At 61.6% G+C, this 20,884-nt stretch carries 17 protein-coding genes; 12 read left to right on the top strand and 5 right to left on the bottom strand.

The genetic code is table 11. The annotated features are described in order from the left end of the window. Window positions 1–9: 9 nt before the first annotated feature. Window positions 10–1,440: a sensor histidine kinase gene (locus AQZ49_RS09810; protein ID WP_067615109.1), complete on the bottom strand. Its 1,431-nt coding sequence runs from the start codon at window positions 1,438–1,440 to the stop codon at window positions 10–12. Further along, window positions 1,437–2,114: a response regulator transcription factor gene (locus tag AQZ49_RS09805; RefSeq protein ID WP_067615108.1), complete on the bottom strand. Its 678-nt coding sequence runs from the start codon at window positions 2,112–2,114 to the stop codon at window positions 1,437–1,439. The genes AQZ49_RS09810 and AQZ49_RS09805 overlap by 4 nt, the downstream gene beginning before the upstream one ends. Window positions 2,115–2,421: 307 nt before the next feature. On the opposite strand from AQZ49_RS09805, the gene AQZ49_RS09800 reads away from it, so the two are divergent. After that, window positions 2,422–3,186, top strand: a complete 765-nt coding sequence (locus tag AQZ49_RS09800) for a sulfite exporter TauE/SafE family protein (RefSeq protein WP_231739164.1) — start codon at window positions 2,422–2,424, stop codon at window positions 3,184–3,186. 1 nt (window position 3,187) lies between these two features. Here the strand turns inward: AQZ49_RS09800 and AQZ49_RS09795 are convergent, their stop codons facing one another. Continuing rightward, the gene (locus AQZ49_RS09795; protein WP_067615412.1) at window positions 3,188–3,640 is read right to left on the bottom strand and encodes a DsrE family protein; all 453 of its coding nucleotides are present in this window, start codon (window positions 3,638–3,640) and stop codon (window positions 3,188–3,190) included. Here AQZ49_RS09795 and AQZ49_RS22280 point away from each other — a divergent pair. After that, window positions 3,639–3,962 carry a hypothetical protein gene (locus AQZ49_RS22280; RefSeq protein ID WP_156428233.1) on the top strand — a complete coding sequence of 108 codons (324 nt, stop codon included), beginning with the start codon at window positions 3,639–3,641 and terminating at the stop codon, window positions 3,960–3,962. The two genes, AQZ49_RS09795 and AQZ49_RS22280, sit on opposite strands and share 2 nt — an antisense overlap. Here AQZ49_RS22280 and AQZ49_RS09790 read toward each other — a convergent pair. Next, window positions 3,947–5,551: an OprO/OprP family phosphate-selective porin gene (locus tag AQZ49_RS09790; protein ID WP_231739163.1), complete on the bottom strand. Its 1,605-nt coding sequence runs from the start codon at window positions 5,549–5,551 to the stop codon at window positions 3,947–3,949. The genes AQZ49_RS22280 and AQZ49_RS09790 overlap by 16 nt on opposite strands. A gap of 453 nt (window positions 5,552–6,004) precedes the next feature. Here AQZ49_RS09790 and AQZ49_RS09785 point away from each other — a divergent pair, with 453 nt between their 5' ends. The 10 genes from AQZ49_RS09785 (at window position 6,005) to AQZ49_RS09740 (ending at window position 17,977) form a co-directional block, all read left to right on the top strand. Then, on the top strand, window positions 6,005–7,993 hold the full coding sequence (locus tag AQZ49_RS09785) for a DUF2075 domain-containing protein (RefSeq protein WP_067615105.1): 1,989 nt from the start codon (window positions 6,005–6,007) through the stop codon (window positions 7,991–7,993). A 116-nt stretch (window positions 7,994–8,109) separates the two neighbouring features. Next, window positions 8,110–9,090, top strand: coding sequence for a sterol desaturase family protein (locus AQZ49_RS09780; protein WP_067615104.1), 981 nt, complete (start codon window positions 8,110–8,112; stop codon window positions 9,088–9,090). Further along, a complete protein-coding gene (locus AQZ49_RS09775) occupies window positions 9,087–9,683 on the top strand; it encodes a hypothetical protein (protein WP_067615103.1) in 597 nt (198 codons plus the stop codon). The genes AQZ49_RS09780 and AQZ49_RS09775 overlap by 4 nt, the downstream gene beginning before the upstream one ends. Before the next feature lie 432 nt (window positions 9,684–10,115). Continuing rightward, window positions 10,116–11,750, top strand: a complete 1,635-nt coding sequence (gene peaA, locus AQZ49_RS09770) for a quinohemoprotein amine dehydrogenase subunit alpha (protein ID WP_231739162.1) — start codon at window positions 10,116–10,118, stop codon at window positions 11,748–11,750. After that, entirely contained in the window at window positions 11,747–13,204 is a 1,458-nt protein-coding gene (peaB, locus tag AQZ49_RS09765) for a quinohemoprotein amine dehydrogenase maturation protein (protein ID WP_067615101.1), read from the top strand. Before peaA ends, peaB begins: the two co-directional genes overlap by 4 nt. Next, on the top strand, window positions 13,201–13,530 hold the full coding sequence (qhpC, locus tag AQZ49_RS09760) for a quinohemoprotein amine dehydrogenase subunit gamma (RefSeq protein WP_067615100.1): 330 nt from the start codon (window positions 13,201–13,203) through the stop codon (window positions 13,528–13,530). Before peaB ends, qhpC begins: the two co-directional genes overlap by 4 nt. A 38-nt stretch (window positions 13,531–13,568) precedes the next feature. Then, window positions 13,569–14,663, top strand: coding sequence for a YncE family protein (locus AQZ49_RS09755; RefSeq protein WP_231739161.1), 1,095 nt, complete (start codon window positions 13,569–13,571; stop codon window positions 14,661–14,663). Between the two features lie 2 nt (window positions 14,664–14,665). Continuing rightward, window positions 14,666–15,676 (top strand): hypothetical protein, encoded by a 1,011-nt coding sequence (locus tag AQZ49_RS09750; protein WP_231739190.1) that lies wholly within the window; start codon window positions 14,666–14,668, stop codon window positions 15,674–15,676. A gap of 62 nt (window positions 15,677–15,738) precedes the next feature. After that, entirely contained in the window at window positions 15,739–17,364 is a 1,626-nt protein-coding gene (locus tag AQZ49_RS09745) for an ABC transporter ATP-binding protein (RefSeq protein ID WP_197410993.1), read from the top strand. Further along, window positions 17,357–17,977, top strand: a complete 621-nt coding sequence (locus AQZ49_RS09740; protein ID WP_067615098.1) for a S8 family serine peptidase — start codon at window positions 17,357–17,359, stop codon at window positions 17,975–17,977. Before AQZ49_RS09745 ends, AQZ49_RS09740 begins: the two co-directional genes overlap by 8 nt. Window positions 17,978–18,039: 62 nt before the next feature. On the opposite strand, the gene AQZ49_RS09735 is transcribed toward AQZ49_RS09740, so the two are convergent. Further along, window positions 18,040–20,718, bottom strand: coding sequence for a TonB-dependent receptor (locus AQZ49_RS09735; RefSeq protein WP_067615097.1), 2,679 nt, complete (start codon window positions 20,716–20,718; stop codon window positions 18,040–18,042). Between the last annotated feature and the right edge of the window lie 166 nt (window positions 20,719–20,884).

Below are 20,884 nucleotides of genomic sequence, written 5' to 3'. Positions count from 1 at the left end.
AAGAAAAATTCACCGACCGCCAGATCGTGCAGTCGACGCACACGGCGCGACTATCCGCGCAAGCAGGCCGGGGCGCGGCCAGCCACCTGCCGGATCAAGGTGCAAGACATAGCCGTGTAGCGCGACGATAACTGCTACCAGGCTCAGCCCCAATCCAGAACCGGGTCCACCTGAATCCACCGCAGCGCTGCCACGCTGGAATCTCCCGAGCACCTGTGCCCGTTCGGCATGCGAAATGCCCGGCCCTTGATCGGCCACAGCAATTGTGATGTCGCCGTCGGCCTGAGTCACGTCGAGCGCGATGCGTCCGCCCGGCGGACTGAACTTGATAGCGTTTTCAACCAGATTGCTGACCGCTTCGAACAGCAGCCGCTCATCGCCCAGAATGCCCAGTGCAGCCGGCCCCGAACAATCCAGCGTGATGCCGCGCTCCTCGGCCAGCGGCTCGTACAGTTCGGAAACCTCGCGCACCATGTTGACCGGATCGAACACGGCAAATTGCGATTGCCGGTGCGAGGCCTCGAGTTCGGACATCCGCAACAGCGCGCGAAACCGCGCGAGGACCACGTCAAGTTCGTTGCGCGCGCCGGCCAGCAGGACGGCGGCATTTCCGTCGCGATCGCGCGCAATCGCCGGCAACAGGGCAATGCGCTCGAGCCGGGTGCGAACATGCGACAATGGCGTACGCAGATCGTGTGCGATCGCATCGGTTGCGCCCTTCACCTGGCGCAACAGGCGCTCGATTTCGTCAACCATGGTGTTGATGATCGAGGCTATCATGTCGAATTCATCGCCGCGTCGGCCGATCGCGACGCGCAAGTCCAGTTCTCCCATCGCAATGCGCACCGCCGTTGCCTCCAGCCGGCGGATACGTCGCATCGGCCACAAGCTGAGGAGGATCCCTGCGCCCAGCGCGACAGCGACGGCGCCTGCACCGCTGACCAGCATGATTGCCAGGATACGTGCGCGCAAATCGAGGATCGGCCTGATATCGCGCGACACAACCACAGTCAGACGTTCGGCTGCGGGCAGTGCCAGCGCCCGCACCGGTGCCCCACGCGGGCCGTTCAGTCGTTCGAACATCCGCCCCAGCGGAAATGGCGGCGCCAATCCGGGATCGCCCAGCAGGCGCTTCCCACCGGCATCGAAAACGGCGATGCCTTCAAGGTTGCTGGTCGGATCGTGCAGGGCGCGCACCGCCTGGGTCAGCGCCACAGTCGACGTCGAGGCGGCCAGAATCCGCGCCTTCGACGCGATTGTCTCGTCGGTGCGCGACATCATCTCGGCCGTGGTCTGACTATAGATCAGCCACAGCACAGCAAAAATCGCCAGCGCGAAGACACCGGTCAAGCCGACGCTGAGCCGAAATGCCGTCGTGTGCCGCAGATCGGTGAGGCGCGGCACACGAGCCGGGGCGGCGGCATGCGCCGGCTCGCTCATGCCACCGCCAGGCGATAGCCTTCGCCCTTGATCGTCTCAATCATGGCGGGCCAGCCTGGCCGCTCCAGCTTGCGCCGCAGCCGGGCGACATGGACATTGATCAGATTGTCGCTCGCTTCGAAATACAGGCCCCAGACTTGTTCGAAGATAACCTGCCTCGGGACGACATGGCCAGCGTGCCGAACCAGAAATTCGAGCAGCCGAAACTCCTTGTTGACAAGATCAAGCGTTTCACCGTCGACCCAGGCCTTGCGCTTGACCAGATCGAGCGCGATCGGCCCGGCGCGCAGAAAGCCGTCTTCGGGATAATCGCGACTCCGCCGCAGCAGAACCTCGATCCGGGTGACCATCTCGGCCGGCGAAAACGGTTTGCCCAGATAATCGTCACCGCCGGCGCGCAAGCCTGCAATGCGTTCGTCGACATCGCCAAGGGCAGAGATCACCAGCACCGGAGTGGTAATTTGGCGCGCGCGCATGCGCGCCACCAGCGTCAGTCCATCCATGCCTGGCAACATGCGATCGACCGTCGCCGCATCGAAGCGTTCCTCGCTCAACCGGTCAAGCGCCTTGCGCCCATCGCTTAGATGCACGACGCGATGCAACTCAGCCTCCAGCGCTGCGCAGATCAGCGCGGCGGTTTCAGCATCGTCCTCGACTACCAGGATTTGCGCCATGCGACCCTGCTTTGCCCTGCTTCGTGTTGCGTCTAACTGGCATTGGCCGGACGAGCCGCGCAATCAACTTAAATCGGCTTCACCTCGAACCGCGACCCGGTGCAACTTACCGCTGCAACGCGGGCGCTCCTGTGCCATGACTGCGCGAGGCGCGCCAACCAAGCGCGAATAGCAGGCGCACAAAACCCACGCCAGGAGAGGAATCGATGACGTTCAATCGATCAAGGTTTGGCACGGCCACGACGCAGGCTGTGCCGCGCGTGATGCAAGCGGTCCGCTCGTTCCGCTTGTGAGCCTTGCACATGCTTTGCTGTCCCTGCTGAGCGGAGGGTTGGTCGGCTTTACGCTGGGCCTTTTGGGCGGTGGTGGCTCGGTTCTGGCGGTTCCGTTGATGGTCTATGTTGTCGGCGTAAAGAATCCGCATGTGGCCATTGGAACGAGCGCCCTCGCGGTGGCGAGCAACGCCCTGGCCGGACTTGCCGGGCACGCACGATGCCGGAATGTCAACTGGACCATCGGCGCAGTCTTCGCGCTGACCGGAGTGATCGGCGCAGTGGCCGGATCGAGCCTGGGCAAGATGGTTGACGGCCAACGGCTGCTGTTCCTGTTCGCTCTCTTGATGGTGGCGGTCGCGGCGGCGATGTTCCAATCGCGCCAGCATCGCGGAATCGACGGTGTGACGTGCCATCGCGGCAACCTGCCGCGCGTGCTTGGCCTTGGCCTTGCGACCGGCTGCCTGTCCGGATTTTTCGGCATTGGTGGAGGATTCCTGATCGTGCCAGCACTGATCGCGGCGACGTCGATGCCTATTTATCAGGCTATCGGCACGTCGCTGGTTGCGGTCAGCGCCTTTGGCCTGACCACCGCCGCCAACTACGCGGTGGCGGGTCTGGTCGACTGGTCCCTGGCGGGCACATTCATTCTGGGCGGAGTTGGCGGCACAGTGCTGGGCAGTGCCGCCTCGCGTGGCCTTTCAGGGCACAAGGGACGGCTTGGCACGTTGTTCGCAGCCGGCATCCTGCTTGTGGCAATTTATATGCTTTACCGCAGTTGGGTAGCGCAATCACCCTGAGTCAAGGGTGGACGTAGACAAAGCCGAGCCCCTGCAGACGCGCGATTTCGGCGACGCCGCTCGGCACCACATCCTCGGCCTTGACCCCGTAGAGATCCTCGACCTTGAGACCCATGCCATTGAGCGTATTGCGACAGACCAGGAATTTGACCCCCTTGGCGCGCAATGCATCGATCTGGGTGCGAAGATCTTCGTCAGTCCTGGCCATCTGAAACATGGTCACACCAGCGGCAAAGTTGACCACGCGTATTTCCACTTTTCCGTCAGTCGCCGCGATGTGCGCGGCGATGTGATGCAGAATGCGCCCGAAATAAGCGCGGTTGTCCGGCATCCCGCCATCGTTTTGATAAACCACGTGTTGAAACACATAGTACGGCGCAGGTGTCGCAGTGCCGGACGGAATGTCGGCAAAACAAGGTCCGGCCAGCGCCAACAGCACAGCCGCAAACCACATGCCGATCGTGGTGCGCGATCTGCGCCAGGAATTCAACATCATGGATCTGAACCTTTCGACAAAGACGCATGCTCATAACAGAACACCTTCAAATCCCAAATGCGATCGCAAGGGCGTCATCGATCTTGGCAGCAATGTTCCCTGCTCGATTTCGGAAAAATTCGCAGGGCAAAATGGCCTGTTTGACGACAGGCCAACCTCTATTTCAATGAGTGCTGGGGCCAAGATTTCAGTGAGCGATCTTCGATTTGGGTCTTTTGCGCTGAAACACGCTCCAATGCGCGCAGTCACCACCTGGAAATTCGGTCAGAAAGCGAGCTGAAAGCGCAGCGATCCGGCAGAATAGCTTTGTCCGATCTGAGCGCCCACCGGCGTCTGGTAAGTGATCGCAGAGGGGGACAACCTGTCGATCGTAACGAGTTGATAGTCAAACATGACGCGCGAGATCGAGTTCAAATACCAATTGATTCCGGCGGTCGCGATTTTCTGATTGCCGCCGCGCACGCCTCCCACAGGCAACGCGGCACCGGCGACACCCTGATCAAAATTAAGATCGATATCCGAATAGCGCAACGCCAGCTCCCACACGCCGTAACTGCCTGATTTCGGATTGAACGAACCGATAACTTCCGGGCCGTCAAACGCATAGTTCCCGTCATTGTAACGCCGCTGCTGTCCAGTGATGATCCAGCTTCCTTCAACATAAAAGCCATCAAATCGCGGATTGGCGATGCCGACCGCACGGCGCTCGATCCCGAACCGTTCATATTCGCCTTGAACCTGAAAATTGCGGTGCTGCGCCGCAAATTCGACACCGGCCGTATAGGCATGCAGCGCATCGATCGACCCGGTATCGATCAGGCGGGTGCTGTCGACGGTCAATTCGGGGGTAACGCTCAAATCGAGGGGGCTGATCGCCGTGCCAGGTGCCGCATTGGGTCCGGCAGTATTTGCAGGATGCGCAACATAGCTGCCATGAACTCCGACATGAACCAGATCAGCGTTGCTCTTGATCGGCAAGAGCCCTGCCCGCGCAATAAAGCCCAGCGGATCTTGATAAGGTTGGGCCGTCGTGCTGCCGGCGGTATTCACCTGCCTGCCAGTGATCGCACCCGAGGCAAACCAGCGCTCGCCGGTAAAGGCGATCTGCCCGCCTTCCCGATAATCGGCCCCGGCCAGCCCGCGTGCAACATCAGAGACCGACGGTCGTTCAAGGAACATCATTCCATTGGTCGAGCCGGCATCCTCGAGGCCGATGAAGGGCGCAAAGGCGCCGACCCGGATGTGCGTGTACTTGATACCCGAATATTGCAGCCAAAGCTCCTGAACGTGGCCCGCAGCCTCTTCACCCGCGCCCCCAAAATCGAACAGAACAGAATATTCGAAATCGCCAAAGGCATGACCGCCGATGCCGATACGCGCACGGCGGAACGTCGTGCCATCAGCAAGATCGAGCGCGTGCGCGGTGTTGCTCGCGGCGCCGGCACGCCGAAAATCGGTCGCAAGCGTTCCGGCAGCATGCTGGAAATAGTCGGCGACATCGAACTGCATTACGCCGAGCAGACTGGCGGTAAATCGGCCGTCGCCGGTCGAGATGATCGGATGGCCGGAATCAATCCGCGAGACGGCGCCCGTGGTCGGGATGCCGGCACCGAAGATACGCGGATGGTCTGCAGCGAGCGTCGCATTGCTCGTGCCCGTTTCACCCGGCGCCAGCGGTTGGCCAAGCCCCGCGGTCGCGGCGGACCCCGGCGTTGGCGGGGTTGGCACCTGCGGAGCAGCCTGGCCAGGCGCAGAAGCAACCGGCGTCCGCCCCTCCTGCCGCAACGCGGCCAGTTCTGCCTGCAATGTGTTCAATTCGGCCTGGATAGCTTCAATCCGCGCGTCGCGGCTGGCGGCGGGATCGGTCACTGTCTGCGCGTGCGGTGATGTTGCCCAAGCCAGTGCCACCAGTGATGCGCACCCAGTCATACTCAGCCGGGCAATGTGGCGTTGCTTCATCCCATAAAATCGCATGTTGGCTCCCCCCTTTTGCGGAGCGCCTTTTTTCCCCAAACCTCGCGATCAGAAACGGCATAAAAACTTCCAAACCAGATAGTCTATCTTTATAGTAGAGATTCCTCTGGCAATATTTCCCTGAGTACGGTACCCGAGGGCCTTCCAAGACAGCAATGAATCGCCAAACGGACACTTTTCACTGCCTCTGGCACGGCGATGACTCGCGCAAACCGCAGAAAGTCCACAAGGCCCTGCACCTGCGTGCGCGCGCCCTCCACGTACATTCGCCCGCAGATTGACAGTCAGCCTGCACAATATCGTCGCGCGGATAAAAACCTGGTATGCGCCGGGACCACGGGGGGTTGAATGCGCGCCTATTACTCAGCAGACCGCGAGCGGTTTTATGCAGATACGCCCTCACATATTCTGGGTGAATTGACCCGCCGGCACCATTTTGATGTTGAGGCCGGGCAGAAGCAGGCCTGGCTGAGACAGATCGAGGTGATGCGTACGGCTCTGGCCGAAACAACCGCCTTTGCGCTGTACTTTGAGTTCGCGATTCCGCGCATGGGAAAGCGCGCCGATGCGGTCGTAATTGTCGGCCAGGCCATCTTTGTAATTGAATTCAAGGATGGCCAGTCCCGATTTGAAGCTGCGGCCATGGAACAGGTAGAGGATTATGCGCTCGATCTGAAAAACTTCCATGAAGCCAGCCATGCCTTGGCGATCTTTCCGATCCTGGTGCCGACCGAGGCACGCGAATCGCGCGACATTCAGTTCGAATTGGCCTTCGACCATGTCGCCCGGCCTGTGCTTGTGTGCCCGCAGGACTTGGGCCCCGCCATCCGGATGATTGGCGCAGCCCATGGCGCGTCCGGCTTCGAAGTGGCGGCCTGGGAGGCGAGCGGCTATCGGCCGACGCCTACGATTATCCAGGCGGCGACTGCGCTCTATGCGCGGCACAATGTCGAAGACATTACCCGCAACGACGCCGGCGCCATCAACCTGACACGCACCGAAGCCGCCGTCAGCCAGGCGATCGAAGCCAGTCGCAGCGGCGGTGAAAAGGCGATCTGCTTCATCACGGGCGTGCCCGGTGCCGGCAAGACCCTGGCCGGGCTGAATATCGCCACACGGCGCAGCGCAGGCGAAAACGACGAGCACGCCACCTTCCTTTCGGGCAATGGTCCACTGGTCGACGTGCTTCGCGAAGCGCTGGTTCGTGATCACCGCGCGCGCACCGGCGGGCAACGGTCGGCAGCCGAACGCCATGTCCGGGCTTTCATTCAAAACATCCATCATTTCCGCGATGAATATGTCCATTCCGACGCGGCACCTTCCGACCATGTCGTTATCTTTGACGAAGCCCAGCGTGCCTGGAATCAGCGCAAAGCCGCCGCCTTCATGCGCCAAAAGCGCGGCCTTGCGGATTTCGACCTGTCCGAACCGGAATTCCTTTTGGGGGTCATGGACCGGCACACCGAATGGTGCACGATCATCTGCCTGATCGGCGGCGGCCAGGAAATCAATGACGGCGAAGCCGGCCTTAGCGAGTGGATGGCGGCACTGAAAAGCCGCTTCTCGCATTGGCGAGTCTACACCTCCGATCGCATCGACCATCCGGATTATGACCTCAATCAGGAGGCCCAAAGCTTTCTGGCCGGGCCACGCGTTGCGCTCAGTCCAGACTTGCACCTGGGTGTGTCGATGCGCTCGTTTCGCGCCGAGACGCTGTCGAGCTTGATTTCGCATGTTGTCGATGGTGACGCCGATGCCGCGCGGGCGGCATTTGTCGGACTTGGACACTATCCCATCGTGCTGAGCCGCGATCTGGATGAAGCGCGGGCTTGGCTAAGGACCAAGGCGCGCGGGTCGGAACGCTATGGTCTTGTTGCTTCGTCAGGTGCCTCGCGGCTGAAAGCGGAGGGGCTGAACGTCAAGGCTGCGATCGAACCGCCCAACTGGTTCCTGAACGGCCGCGACGATGTGCGTTCGTCTTTTTATCTGGAAGACGTTGCCAGCGAGTTCGATGTGCAAGGCCTGGAACTGGACTGGACCTGTGTCTGCTGGGATGCCGATTTGCGCCATGATGGCGCCGGCTGGCGACCGTACAAGTTCAAGGGCACACGGTGGCAGTCGATCAACGACCGGTTCATGCGGCTCTACCTGAAGAACACCTACCGCGTGGTATTGACCCGTGCGCGTCAGGGCATGGTCATCTTTGTACCGAAAGGCGATGACCGCGACCCGACCCGATCGCCAGGCTTTTACGACGGAATTTTCGACTTTCTCCAGCGCTGCGGATTGCGCGATGCCGCAACACAACCTGATCCCGATCATCCCCGATTGTCGTGAAGCACGCATGGCGGCGGAAATGGGCGGCTGATTGGCCGGGGCATACGCGCAATGGCGTATGACGCCCTTGCCATGGTATGGATAGTTTGACGCACACACCACGTGGGCGGGGCATGATGGACGGAATTCGCGTTGGCAACAGGCTGATCGGAACGCAGGCACCGGTAACCGTGGGATGGGAAAACATTCCCCGGGTGGAAGGCGGTCCGTTCAAACAGTTCGTCTTTACATGGTTCCAGCCGGTGGCGTTGTTCGCGCTGCTCGCCTTCTGGTATTATGCGCCCAATTCCATCGCCAAGGCATCAACAGCGATTGGCATCGGCATCGGCTTCAAGGTGCTGCTGCTCGGTCTGGAATGGGTAAATCCGCGCCACGAAAGCTGGCGGTTGACCTGGAAGGAACTGGCGACCGACCTGTTCTATGTCGGGCTGACTTATACGTTGATCCGCCTGGCCGAAAACTACATTGGCAGCGGCGTCATGGCCAAGGCCCTGCAGCACCATTTCCATTGGGAAAAGCTTGCGTGGTTCATCGGCCTGCCCATTCTGGTGCAGGCCTTCCTGATCTCGTTCATTTTCGATTTCGGGCAATATTGGATGCATCGTGGCATGCACAACTGGTATCCATTGTGGCTGCCCCATTCGGTGCACCACTACATCACCCAGTTGAATGTGAACAAAGGCGCGGTGGGCAATCCGGTCGAACTGTTTCTGATCGGCCTCGGCATTGGCGGGTTTTTCGATTTCATACCGCGCGCCGCGCTGATCGCCGGAACCTTCGGCCTGGCGATCGGCACCTATCAGCACATCAATGTGCGCTTCAATTCGCCGAGATGGTGGCGGTTTCTGTTCAATACGACCGAGCATCACAGCCTGCACCATTCGCAAGACTATGAAGCGACGCGGAGCAATTACGCCGGTTCCTACATTTTCATCGACCGTATGTTCGGAACCTGCATCGATGGAGAGGCCGAATTGCTGGGCATGGAAGGTGGTCGACGCATGTCGATCCGCGAACAGATGACGTATCCGTTCACCGAGGGCTGGAAAACGATCAGACAACGGATGGGCAGACCGATCGCCGTGCCGGCCGAATGATCGGCCGGCGTGCCATCGACTGGATCTGGCATGTCAGGGGCAGCCTGGACATCGGTCCCACCCAATCTGCAGAGGATGCCTTCAATCGGCTGTCCCCGCTGTTCCGGCAGGCTGGAACCAGTCACGAGTGCAGCAACAATACGTTGATTTTCAGGAAGAAAAATCAGGCGGCGCAAGACAGGATGGCTGTTTTCGACGGTGGCATCCTGCAGATCGACACCAGCATGTCCGGGCCGGTGCTGCATTATGATCTGAACAGTCGGGCACTGCTGTTCTGCTTCCTGGCACCGCTGCTGTTTCTGGCAATCGCCCAGTTGACCATACTCACCGGCAAATTCGACACGACACCGGCGGCCCAGGCGATCAAGCAACCCGCGCCGAAAAAGCCCGGCATACCGATGAACGCGATCGACAAGGCACTGGGCGCACCCGCGCCCGACACGTCCGGCAAAGACGCAGCACAGGACAAGAAGCCTTCGCCCACACCGGGCTATGTCTTTGCGGGGATCTTCGCCGCGCTTTATGTCATCGGGCGATGGCTGGAAGCACGCCTGGTCAGGGCTTTGTTCAGGGCGCATTTGCTGGTCTCGTAAGCGCCGGTCGGCAATCCTGACCCGAAAAACCCCTTTTAAGCGGATCGGCCGACGTGCCGCACAAAGCGTTTGACCAACTCTGGACATCTGTTCAGATTTCGAGGGCCCGCACAGCCGAATCGGTTTGTACGGCGGGACCGGGTTCAACCTGTCCGGCACAAATTTTTGTCGCAATTACTGTTGAAATCGCAGGTGATTTCGCACCGACGGGGTTGGTGCGAGCAACTTCAGCAAGGGGACTACCGACGCATGGCGTGCCCTGTTCCGGAACACGAAATTGAGCCCAATCTCCGCCGTGCCAAAGTTGCACGGTATGGCGTCAGGTCGCTGCTGCTTGCTGCAACACTTGCGACTGCCAGCGCCGTTGTCGGTCAAGTCAGCTCGGCACCGGGAGGCGCGCAGACAGACAGCGAGACCGAGCCCGGCATCCCGGTGACCGACGCGCTGACCCGCGAAAAGTGCGGCGCGTGCCACACCGCCGATGCCAAAGGCAATCTGTCGCGCATTTCATGGGTGCGCACCACGCCCGAAGGCTGGGACCAGGCGATCAAGCGCATGGTGCGGCTGAACGGTGCGGCACTGACCCCCGATGAAGCGCGCCATATTGTCCATTATCTGGCCGACAGCCATGGCCTGGCCCCCGACGAGGCGCGGCCGGTGTCCTATCTGGTCGAACACCGGGTGATCGACGAAACGAATATTCCCAGCGAATCCGTGCGGACGTCGTGCGCCGCGTGCCATGCCTTTGCCCAGCCGCTGTCGTGGCGACGGTCGTCGCACGAATGGAAATTGCTGCAGGATTTCCACATTGCGCTCTATTCGCAGGCGGATTCGCAATATCGCCGCCCGGCGGTGGATGAACCGGGCGAGGTGTTTGGCCAGACCACACCGGTGGTGCACAAACCCGGCGCCATTCCGTTGACGTCGGGACAAGTCGCATTGGCCTACCTGCGCAAGGTGGCGCCGCTGCATTCGCCCGAATGGGACGCCTGGAGCCAGCGCGAACAGAGCCCGCATCTGGCCGGCAAGTGGCTGGTGAGCGCGCATTTGCCTGGCAAGGGGGTCTATTTCGGCACGCTCGAAGTCACCCCCGGCGCGTCTGGCGAAGCATTTGTCACCCACACCACGCTGCAATCGCTGAACGGCGGGCCCTCGCTTTCCACCAGCGGCGGCGGGGTCGTTTATGGCGGGTATACCTGGCGCGGCCGCGCGCAGACGGGCGCCACCGGCAAGCTCGCGCCGGATTCACTCGATCAGCCGGTGCGCGAAGTGATGCAGTTTTCATCCGACCGCAAAAGTGCCGTGGGCCGCTGGTTCTGGGGCGAATATCAGGAATTCGGGTATGACGTGACGCTTGCCCGCGCCGACGGGGCGCCCGTAATCGGGGCGATTTCGCCCGGCGGGATCAGGGCCGGGGCAAAGGGGCAGGCGTTGCGCATTCTGGGCGATGCCTTTCCCGCCGGTCTGACCACCCGGGACATCGATCTGGGCAAGGGCCTGACTGTCACCAGGATCGCCTCGGCGACACCGGGCGAGCTGGTGGTGGATGTCGACGCCGCCGCCGATGTCGCGTCCGGGTTGCACGATGTGACGGTCGGCTCGGCCGTGCTGCCCGCCGCGCTGCCGGTGTGGCACACGCTTTCCTATATCAAGGTCACCCCCGAAACGGCGATTGCCCGGCTGGGCGGAGCGGCACATCCGGCAGGTTATGGCCAGTTCGAAGCCTGGGGCTATGATGCCGGCCCCGATGGCAAACCGCACACCGCCGACGATGTCAAAGTGGGGCTGGTCGATGCCGATTTCAGCATCGAGCCGTTCCGGTCCACCTGGTATGACGACGACATCAAATATGTCGGCGGGATCAGCAAGGCGGGGTTCTTTACGCCCAACCTCGACGGTCCCAATCCGCAACGGTCTGGCGACCGCGACAACCTGGGCACGGTGTGGGTAGTGGCGACGGCCAAAACGGCCAGGGACAGCCACGGCGATCCGTTGAGCGCCAAAGCCTATCTGGTGGTGGCGGTGCCTTCCTTCAAACGCTGGGACCAGCCGGAGGTGACGCAGTGACCACTTTGCTCGAACACCGCTACCGCGCGGGAGAAATGCACCGGTTCCTCGCGGCAGAGGCGGACTTCGTCTATCTGCCGCGCGCCGGGGCAATTTTCGCCCTCGATGCGGCCACTGCCGATGTGCTGGGCCGGTTGCGCGATGCACCGGTGGCCCATGGCGATCTGGCCGCAGCGTTGACCGACGACGGGATGAGCCAGGCCGATGCCGAGGGACTGCTGCGCGAATTGCGCCTGGTCGGCTTGATCGAGGCCGATCATGTCGTGTCGCCGGTCGCGCTGGTCGACAGCCCACCCGCCGATTTTCCGTTGCAGGCGCTGGTGCTCAACGTCACCAACCAGTGCAATCTGGCATGCACATATTGCTATGAATTCGGTGCCGACAAGATTTCGACGCAAACCGGCAAGCCCAAATACATGACGCCCGAAACGGCGCGCGCGGCAGTCGATTTCCTGCTCGACAGCGCCAAAGGCCGCGATGCGGTGCATGTGACGTTCTTTGGCGGCGAAACGCTGATGAATTTCAAATTGCTGCGCGATGTGGTCGCGTATGCCGATGCCAAAGCGGCCGAGAGCGGGCGGCGCGTGACCTACAGCCTGACCACCAATGCAACGCTGCTGACCGATCCGATCATCGATTTTCTGGCCGGCCATGCGGTGGGCGTGACGGTGTCGATCGATGGCCCCGAGGAAATGCAGGATGCCCGCCGTGTCTACAAAAGCGGCAAAGGCAGCTACGCGGTCATTCTGCCCCGGCTGAAGGCCCTGATCGCGCGGCACAAGACGCGCGCGATCACCGCGCGTGTGACATTGAGCGCCGGGGTGACTGATGTGGTGGCGATCTATCACCATCTCAAGCACGACATCGGCTTTCACGAAATCGGTTTTGCGCCGGTTACCACCACCGAAGACGGGCACGATTTCGGGCTGAACGGCGATGGCATGCGCGGCGTGCTGAACGGATTTCATGCGCTGGCCGACGAATGGCTGGACCATGCGTTGCGCGGGCAGATGCACGGGTTTTCGAATGTGTCGGAAACCTTGAGCGAGCTGGTCGTCGGCACCAACAAATCGCATCCGTGCGGCGCGGGGCTCGGCCTGCTCGGGGTCAGCCCATCGGGCGATCTGTCGCCGTGCCACCGCTTTACCGATGCCGACGAGCATGTGCTGGGCCACGTCGGCAGCGGCGTCGATCAGGACAGGCGCGCCGATTTCCTGGCGCGCGGGCACGTCGGGGCAAAGTACGAATGCACGTCGTGCTGGGCGCGGCCGCTGTGCGCCGGGGGCTGCCATCACGAAGCGTTTGTGCGCTATGGCGACACCGGCCACGCCAACTTGCACTATTGCGACTGGATCCGCGAATGGACCGATCGCGTGCTGGCCATTTATGGCACGCTGGCAGTGCGCAACCCGCAGTTCCTCGAACGTTTTGCCGACCGAAAGGGCTTGTCATGAAGCACCTCACCCCATTGAACGCCAAGGCCCGGCGCATTTCGGCCGATCTGGCCGCGCAGGAAGAGGATGTCGTGGCGTTGCAGCAGGCGCCGCGACCACACGTGCCGCTGGGCTGTTCGCTGTCGTTTTCGCCGGGTTGGGAAGTCGATGCCACGGGCGGCACCGCCGGGCTGTGTCAACCGGTCGAGCGCGATCTGTACGATTGCTATGTCACGTGTTTCTGGCCGGTACAGGTGGCAGATCATGTCAACTATTCGCCCGACTGGGCCAGCAATTGCGCCGCCGCGACCAAGGATTGGCGCAATCTGGACATCGTGTTTCCCTGACTTGTTGCCGCCACATCGATTATCGGGGGGATATGCCCATGTTGCCGCGTAAACTGATTTGTACGCTGATCGCACTGGCGGCGGCTGTGCCCGCCCACGCCGGGTCGTTGATGTTGGGCACGTATCCCGACAAACTGTTCACCATCGATGACCAGACCGGTGCGGTAAAGGACAAGATCGCGCTGGAAACCGGATTGCCGGTGTCGTTGCGGCTGAGCGCCGATCGGTCAAAGATCTATGCCACGACCATCACCACCAGCGGGGTGATCGTGCTCGATGCCGCAACCCACAAGATCCTGACGCAATTCGCCCTCAACACGCCGACCGAAAAGTATCGTTTCAATGGCGGTGTGCCCGATCCGACCGGACGCTATTTCTACACCGTGCTGATGCGCATCGACAAACAGGTCGATCGCTATGTGGTGTCGAAACAACAATTTGCGGTGATCGACCTGGTGGCGAAGAAAATCGTGCGGACCGCCGATCTGGAACCGCAGGATGATGCCCTGGCCGGCGGATATCGCGCGCCGATGATGATTTCGCCCGATGGCAAGACGCTCTATCTGTTCAAGAACAAGGTTCTGCTGGTCGACGCCGCCAGCCTGAAAGTGGTCGATCGCATCGATGTCGAAAAGGCCGATGCCACCGGCTATGAAAACGTGGCATTCGGCGGCGGGATCGAAGGGTTGCAATTGACCACGCCCAACCAACTGGTGTCGATGTTTACCGCCGACGATCCTTATGTGCACAACAAGATCTTTGGCATCGGCCGGTTCGACCTGACCGCGCGCAAGTTTGCCTTCACCCCGATCGGGCCGATCACCAACCAGATCTCGGGCCTTGAAGTCACCCCTGACGGCAAGACCGCCTATACCGTCGCGACCACCGGGATGACCGGCAACAAGCGCTGCGAGTTCTGGAAATTCGATCTGACCGACCTGAAACTGACGGACAAACAGGAATTTCATTGCCGATCGCGCTTTACGCTCGGCATGTCGCAGGACGGGGCAAAGCTTTATATCTATGGCGCCAGCTACGACATCGAGGTCTATGATGCGGCCAGCCTGAAATGGGAAAAGACCTGGGATATGGCGGCGGACGCCACCATGGCCGGGATGATCGCGTTGCAGTGACGATGGTGCTGCGTGTGTCTGGCCAGGGGATTGCCGCCGCCAGTGCCGCGCAATGCCTGGCCGCGCGCGGTATTCCGGTGGCGGTCGGGGCCGCACCGGCGGCGCGACAAGCACCGGTGGTGCTGCTGGGAGAGGCGGCGCTGGCCCTGTTGGGCGATGTCTTTACAGGGTTTGCCTTGCCGGACGGCGCACACCCGATCGAACGGCGGGTGGTGTTGTGGGGCACTGACACGCCCCGCGTGTTTGCGCATCGCGGGTGGGTGATCGCCGGGAACCGGCTGGCGCAGGCACTGCCCTGGCCGGATAGCCATGAGGACGCAGACCACACCTCCCCTGCCCTTGCGCTGACCACCACGCCGCCTGCCGATGCCCGCGTGATTCATTTTGGCGCACGCGAGGCCATGGCGCTGCCGGTGGAATTGACGCCCCGGGCCAATCGCGCGGCTGCCCTGGTAGAGGCGCTGGCGCAGGGCTGGCTGTTCCTGATACCGACGGGCGAAACCACCGGCTGGTTGCTGGTGGTTGGCAACGACGCAGAATTGGCCTTGCGCGACAGCCGGTTGGTGGCACCGGCAGTCGCTGCAATCGGCGCGGTCTCGTCCTGCTTCGAGACCGCGCCGAAACTGCTCGACAATCCCGCCGGGCCTGGATCGCTCGTGCTGGGCAGCGCGGCGCTGGCGCTCGATCCGATTTGCGGCGATGGCACCGCGACGGCGGTGCGCGGCGGCATTCTGGCCGCTGCGGCGGCTGCGGCAATTTCGGGGCACGACGCGGGGCTGGACGATGCGGCAGTGCTTGCGCATTATCGCGCCATGATGATCGCCACGATGCGCCGCCACCTGACCGTATCCTGGCCGTTCTATGCGCGCGGGGGCAACAGCGCGTGGTGGCGCGCCGAGGCAGGCGCGCTGGCCGAAGGTCACGCCTGGTGCACCCGGCAATTGGCGCAGGCGGGCGAGGCGCAGTTCGTGCTGATGGGCGACCGCCTGGTCGCGCGCGAGGTTGCTGCCTGAACCCGCCCCTCCAATCGCCTGTCGCAAACTGGGGCACATACCGCCGTCTGATTCCATGGCTGATGCCCTATCGCCTGCGGTTTGTCGGCGTGCTGATGATCAGTTTAACCGCCACCGCCGTCGGGATGGTGCAACCGTGGTTGTCGAAACTGTTGATCGACGGCGCGTTGATGCACCACAATTTCGCGTTGCTGGTACGCATCGCCGGGTTGACCGTGCTGGTGACGGTGGTGGGCGCAGTGCTCAATATCATGGCCTCGTACCGCTATGTGGCGCTGTCGGCGGCGATGCTATTCGATATCCGCGTGGCGCTGCTGGCCCATCTGCAAAAACTGAGCCCGCGCTTTTATGCGCGGTTCCGGCTGGGCGATCTGATGAGCCGGATCAACAGCGATGTCAGCGATGTCCAGCGCGCGGCGGGCGACACTTTGCTGGCGGTGCTGGGCAATGTGCTGTTCCTGATCGGTTCGCTGGCGATGATGGTCTGGCTCGACTGGCGGCTGTTTGTGCTCGGCACGCTGCTGGTGCCGGTCGCGACGGGGTTGTTCGTCCTGCTGCAACGGCGGCTGGTGACGATCACCAGGACGATGCGCGAACGCGGTGCGGATCTTGGCAGTTTTCTGGTCGATACGGTGATGGGCATGCGCGTGGTGACCGCGCTGGGCGGCGAAGCGCACGAAGCGGCGCGGTTTGCCACACGCAACCGGGCCTTCGTTGCGACGATGTTGCAGATGCAGATGGCGTCGTTTCTGGCCGGTGCCGTGCCGGGGGCGGTGCTGGCCTGTTCGAGTGCCGCGGTCACGCTCTATGGCGGGTGGCGCATCCTGTCGGGCACGATGACGATCGGCACGCTGGTGGCGTTCATGGCCTATCAGGGGCGCCTGTTCACGCCGGTGCAATCGCTGCTGGGGCTGTCGTCGGGCCTCGCCTCCACGCGCGTCGCGCTGGGGCGCATCTTCGAACTGTTTGACACGCCACCCGATGTGGCAGAGCCGGACCATCCGCGGCCAGCACCGCAGGGGCCGCTGTCGATCGCCTTTGCAGGCGTGCATTTCCGGCATGACCGGGATGCCGTGCTGACCGGGGTCGATTGCCACATCCCGGCTGGCGCGATGGCGGCGATCCTGGGGGTCAGCGGTGCGGGAAAATCGACCCTGGCCGATCTGATCGTACGGTTTCGCGATCCCGATGCGGGCCAGGTGCTGATCGGCGGGATCGATGCGCGCGATCTGGCGCTGGCCGATCTGCGCCGGGCGGTGGTGCTGATCGATCAGACGCCGTTCCTGTTCAACGCGACGATGGCCGAAAACATCGCCTTTGCCGTGGCCGACGCCGAACGCACCGCCATCGACGCCGCAGCCAGGGCCGCCGGGCTCGGCGACCTGCTGGCGCGCCTGCCCCAAGGGCTCGACACGCCGGTGGGCGAACGCGGCCTGGCGCTGTCGGCGGGCGAGCGACAGCGTATCGCGCTGGCCCGCGCGATGTTGCGGCGCCCGGCGGTGCTGGTGCTCGACGAACCGAGCGCGGCGCTCGATGCCGAAACCGAACGCCACGTCGCGCAGGGGCTGCGCAGCGTTTTGCCCGATGCCACGATCGTGATCATCACGCACAAGCCCGCGCTGGCCGCGCTGGCCGACATGGTGATCACGCTCGACGGCGGGCAGGCCACGGTCGTCACCCGTGGCTGATCGCGTGCGCATTGCGGTGATCGACAGCGGCGTGTTCCCCGGGCATCCGCATGTCGTGACCGCGCGCCTGTTGCCCGGGGTGATGATCGCCGCCGATGGCAGCGTGGTTGCGGGCGATGAGGCAACGCTGGACCGGCTGGGACACGGCACCGCGGTTACCGCCGCAATCCAGGAACTGGCTCCCGACGCCGACATTGTTCCGATCCGCGTGTTTCGCGATGGCCTGCGCGCCAGCGCGCTGGCGCTGACCACCGCCATCGTGTGGGCCGCCCGTTCCGGCGCGCAGGTGATCAATTGCAGCCTCGGCACGACAAATGCCGCCCATGCCGACATGTTCGCGCGCGCGGTCGCCGCCGCCGGGGTGGCACACATCGTTGCGCCGGCCACGGGGCCCGATGGCGCGCCGTGCTGGCCGGGACAATGCCCTGGTGTAGTCGCGGTCGGCCTGGACTGGGACCTGCCGCGCGGCACGGTGCATTTGGCCGATGGCGTGCATTACGCCACCGGCTATCCGCGCCCGATCCCCGGTGTGTCCGCCCGGCGCAATCTGCATGGCGTCAGCTTTGCCACGGCGCAAGTCAGCGGACTGTTCGCCACCGGGCGACTGACCTGAACCCCACAAAAGACCCCCCGTGCGGTGGACACGGGGGGCAGGCAGGGAACTGGAAAAAAGGACTATTTGTAGTTGTAGGCAAATTTGATGCCAAAGAACTGCGGTTTGATCGTGAACGTGCGCGCAGAATTGCTGCATTCCTGGATCGAACAGAACGTGTTCTTGGTAAGCTGCCCCAATTCGTTGAACGCGTTCTGGATGAACAGTTCGACATGATAGGGCCCCTTGTTTGCACCGACAGAGAAGTCGACGCTGGCAAAGCCCGGCGTGTCGCCCAACAGCGAATCGAGATAGGTGTTCAGGTTCTGCGTTGCACCGGTCTGATACAGCATGGCGCCCTGGATGTACGCCTTGTAGTCCCCGACTTCGGTGTCATAGCGTACCGACGTCGTGCCTTTGAACATCGGCTGGCGCGGCAGGCGAGTGCCGCCGGTCGCTGCCACCGTCGGGGTTCCACTGTTATACGTGCCGGCGGAACATGACGACAACTGGCCAATCGAACCGTTGGACTGATTGAAAACGAAATTGCAGAAATCCGACGCCAGCCGTGCGTCGTTGTAGGCGCCGTTGGTCGAAATGGTGAATTTGCCGAGTTTGAGGTTGGCATCATATTCCACCCCCTTGACGTGCGCGGTCCCGGCATTGCCGGTAATGCCGGCACCCTGGGTTCCGGCCACGACTACGCTGTACTGGATATTGTTCCAGGTCTCGTAATAGGCAGAAACGTTAAGTCGGAAGATGTTGTTCCAGGTGGTCTTGATACCCAGTTCAAAGTTGCTCAACTTTTCCGACTTGAACGGCTCGACCGTGGCCAGGCCATAGCCGCGAATGCGCAAGGGACGGTTGAACCCGCCCGGGCGGAATCCGGTCGAATAGTTGAAATAGACCATCTTGTCGGATTCGAACTGCCAGTCGAGCGCGGCCTTGTGTGTTTCGCCGCTTTCCCGGTACCGCCCTACTTCATCGGCTGCGGCGGGATTGCTGTTCAGGCAGGTCAACCGCGTGTTGGTCGGCAACGGTGTCGGGCAGCCATACGTACCGGTCGGCACAAACAGCGATGAAGACGTGCTCTGCGCCGACCCCATCACGCCTGCCAGCCCGAGCGTATCATAGGCGGTCCAGAAATAGCGGAGACCGCCGGTGAACTTCAAATTCGGGGTGATGGCATAGTGCCCTTCGCCGAAGATGGCTTCATCGTGGTAATACTGGTTGTTTTCGACAAGATAGAACGTATCGCCTTTGACCGCAGGCGATCCCAGCACCATCGTGCCGCCGTCCTGTACCGGAATGCCGAATCCCGCCGGGTTCAGGCCGCCACCGGATTCCGTATAGCCTTCGATATTGCCGAGGCCCGAAATGTAATAATTGCTGTTATTTTCGTCGAACTGGTTCTGGTAGAATGCTCCCAGCGTGACATCGAACGGCCAATGCGCCGGGGTCTTGATGCGAACTTCCTGGGTAAACTTTTCCTGGCTGTTGTTGGCGAAATAGGCCTGGGTCGGATTGATCAATTGCGTGCACTTGAGTGTTGCGCCCGAACCCGTGCAGCCGTTCTTGCTGAAAAATTGCAAATAATTTTCATTGTAATTTTCATTGCTGAGGCTGGTCGTGCCTTCCTTGTCATAGGTTACCGAATAATAGGTATAGTCGTTATTCAGATAGATCTGGCGTTTGAAATAGCCGGTCGCCGAAAACACGTCCCAGTCGCCGATATGGCCATGGATCGACAATTCGGCCTGAAACCAGCGATCATCGTTCCGCGTGGGTGAATAGTCATGCACGTCGAGCTGGCCGACATTGGGATCATAACCGAAATAGCCATATGCCGTCTGCCGCTGGGCAGTGATTTCAGGCATGACTTCCCAGCCCGGCCCGGGTTCCCACAACATCTGAAAACGACCGCCATATTCATAGATCGGATTGTAATTGTTCTTGGCGATATTCGAATTGTTCAGGGTGTAACTTGTGGCCGGATTGTTGTCGCCCAGATTCAGGACTGATGGCGAACCGCCGAAATCGGCAAATTGCCCGTTGTTGGGCGTGTTGTTGATGTACCCACCGTCATGGCGATAATAAGCCATCACCCGTATGGCGACATTTTCGCTGACCGGGACATTGATATAGCCTTCGAAATTGCCCCCCGCGCCATGGCCGCCATACTTGTTGGCCTCCACTTCCATACCGTATTCCCATTTGCCAATCTTGGGCTTGTCGGTGATGAAACGGATCGTGCCAGCCAGCGAGCCTGCGCCGTAAAGTGTCCCTTGCGGACCGGACAACGCCTCGATCCGCTCGATATCATACGTGTGGATCTCCGGTACGCCGGTGCCGGTGATCGGAATATCGTCGAGGTAATAGCCGACCGAGGCATAGTTGCCGCCCGCCGGCACGATACCGCGAAAATAGGGCGTGTTGCGACCCGGGCCGATCCCTGCAAACGAAACCGATGGCAACAAGGTGGCAAGGTCCGACAGACCTTGCACTTGCCGATCTTCAAGCGCGGTCGCGGAAAAAGCCTGCATCGAAATCGGCACTTTCTGGACGCTGGTCTTTTCGCGGGTTGCCGTCACCACGATCGTGTCCAGGCCAGTACCGCCATCGCCCGTCGGCGGCGGTGCCGGCGCGGTTGTCGAGACAGCATCCTGCGCCATTGCCAGCATCGGACATGCAATACCGGCCAGGATCGTCGTCGCACTCAACGCAGTCGACAGTTTCAATCTGCGATGCTTTGGTCGTTTCATGTCTCGTGTGCCCCTTGTTCAAATCGATCAGAATGTATCGCGAATACGCGCGCGCCATTGACCCCCATGCTGCAATGCAGCATGAGTGGAGACCGCTATTGGGGGCGCTGGCAAAATCGAGAGCAAATGATGCTTCTCGCCGGAATCACTTCACGTGAACCGCCGT

Origin of the sequence: Novosphingobium sp. FSW06-99 (assembly GCF_001519065.1) — a bacterium.
Taxonomy (GTDB): domain Bacteria; phylum Pseudomonadota; class Alphaproteobacteria; order Sphingomonadales; family Sphingomonadaceae; genus Novosphingobium.
Note: the sequence above shows the minus strand (reverse complement) of the source record. Positions and strands in the feature narration are given on the sequence as shown.

Excerpts from the sequence above, each read along its gene's own strand:
- AQZ49_RS09810 (WP_067615109.1), bottom strand. The coding sequence starts at position 1,440 with ATGAGCGAGCCGGCGCATGCCGCCGCCCCGGCTCGTGTGCCGCGCCTC.
- AQZ49_RS09805 (WP_067615108.1), bottom strand. The coding sequence starts at position 2,114 with ATGGCGCAAATCCTGGTAGTCGAGGACGATGCTGAAACCGCCGCGCTG.
- AQZ49_RS22280 (WP_156428233.1), top strand. The coding sequence starts at position 3,639 with ATGCCGATCGTGGTGCGCGATCTGCGCCAGGAATTCAACATCATGGAT.
- AQZ49_RS09795 (WP_067615412.1), bottom strand. The coding sequence starts at position 3,640 with ATGTGGTTTGCGGCTGTGCTGTTGGCGCTGGCCGGACCTTGTTTTGCC.
- AQZ49_RS09785 (WP_067615105.1), top strand. The coding sequence starts at position 6,005 with ATGCGCGCCTATTACTCAGCAGACCGCGAGCGGTTTTATGCAGATACG.
- AQZ49_RS09780 (WP_067615104.1), top strand. The coding sequence starts at position 8,110 with ATGGACGGAATTCGCGTTGGCAACAGGCTGATCGGAACGCAGGCACCG.
- AQZ49_RS09775 (WP_067615103.1), top strand. The coding sequence starts at position 9,087 with ATGATCGGCCGGCGTGCCATCGACTGGATCTGGCATGTCAGGGGCAGC.
- qhpC (WP_067615100.1), top strand. The coding sequence starts at position 13,201 with ATGAAGCACCTCACCCCATTGAACGCCAAGGCCCGGCGCATTTCGGCC.
- AQZ49_RS09755 (WP_231739161.1), top strand. The coding sequence starts at position 13,569 with ATGTTGCCGCGTAAACTGATTTGTACGCTGATCGCACTGGCGGCGGCT.
- AQZ49_RS09750 (WP_231739190.1), top strand. The coding sequence starts at position 14,666 with ATGGTGCTGCGTGTGTCTGGCCAGGGGATTGCCGCCGCCAGTGCCGCG.
- AQZ49_RS09745 (WP_197410993.1), top strand. The coding sequence starts at position 15,739 with ATGCCCTATCGCCTGCGGTTTGTCGGCGTGCTGATGATCAGTTTAACC.
- AQZ49_RS09735 (WP_067615097.1), bottom strand. The coding sequence starts at position 20,718 with ATGAAACGACCAAAGCATCGCAGATTGAAACTGTCGACTGCGTTGAGT.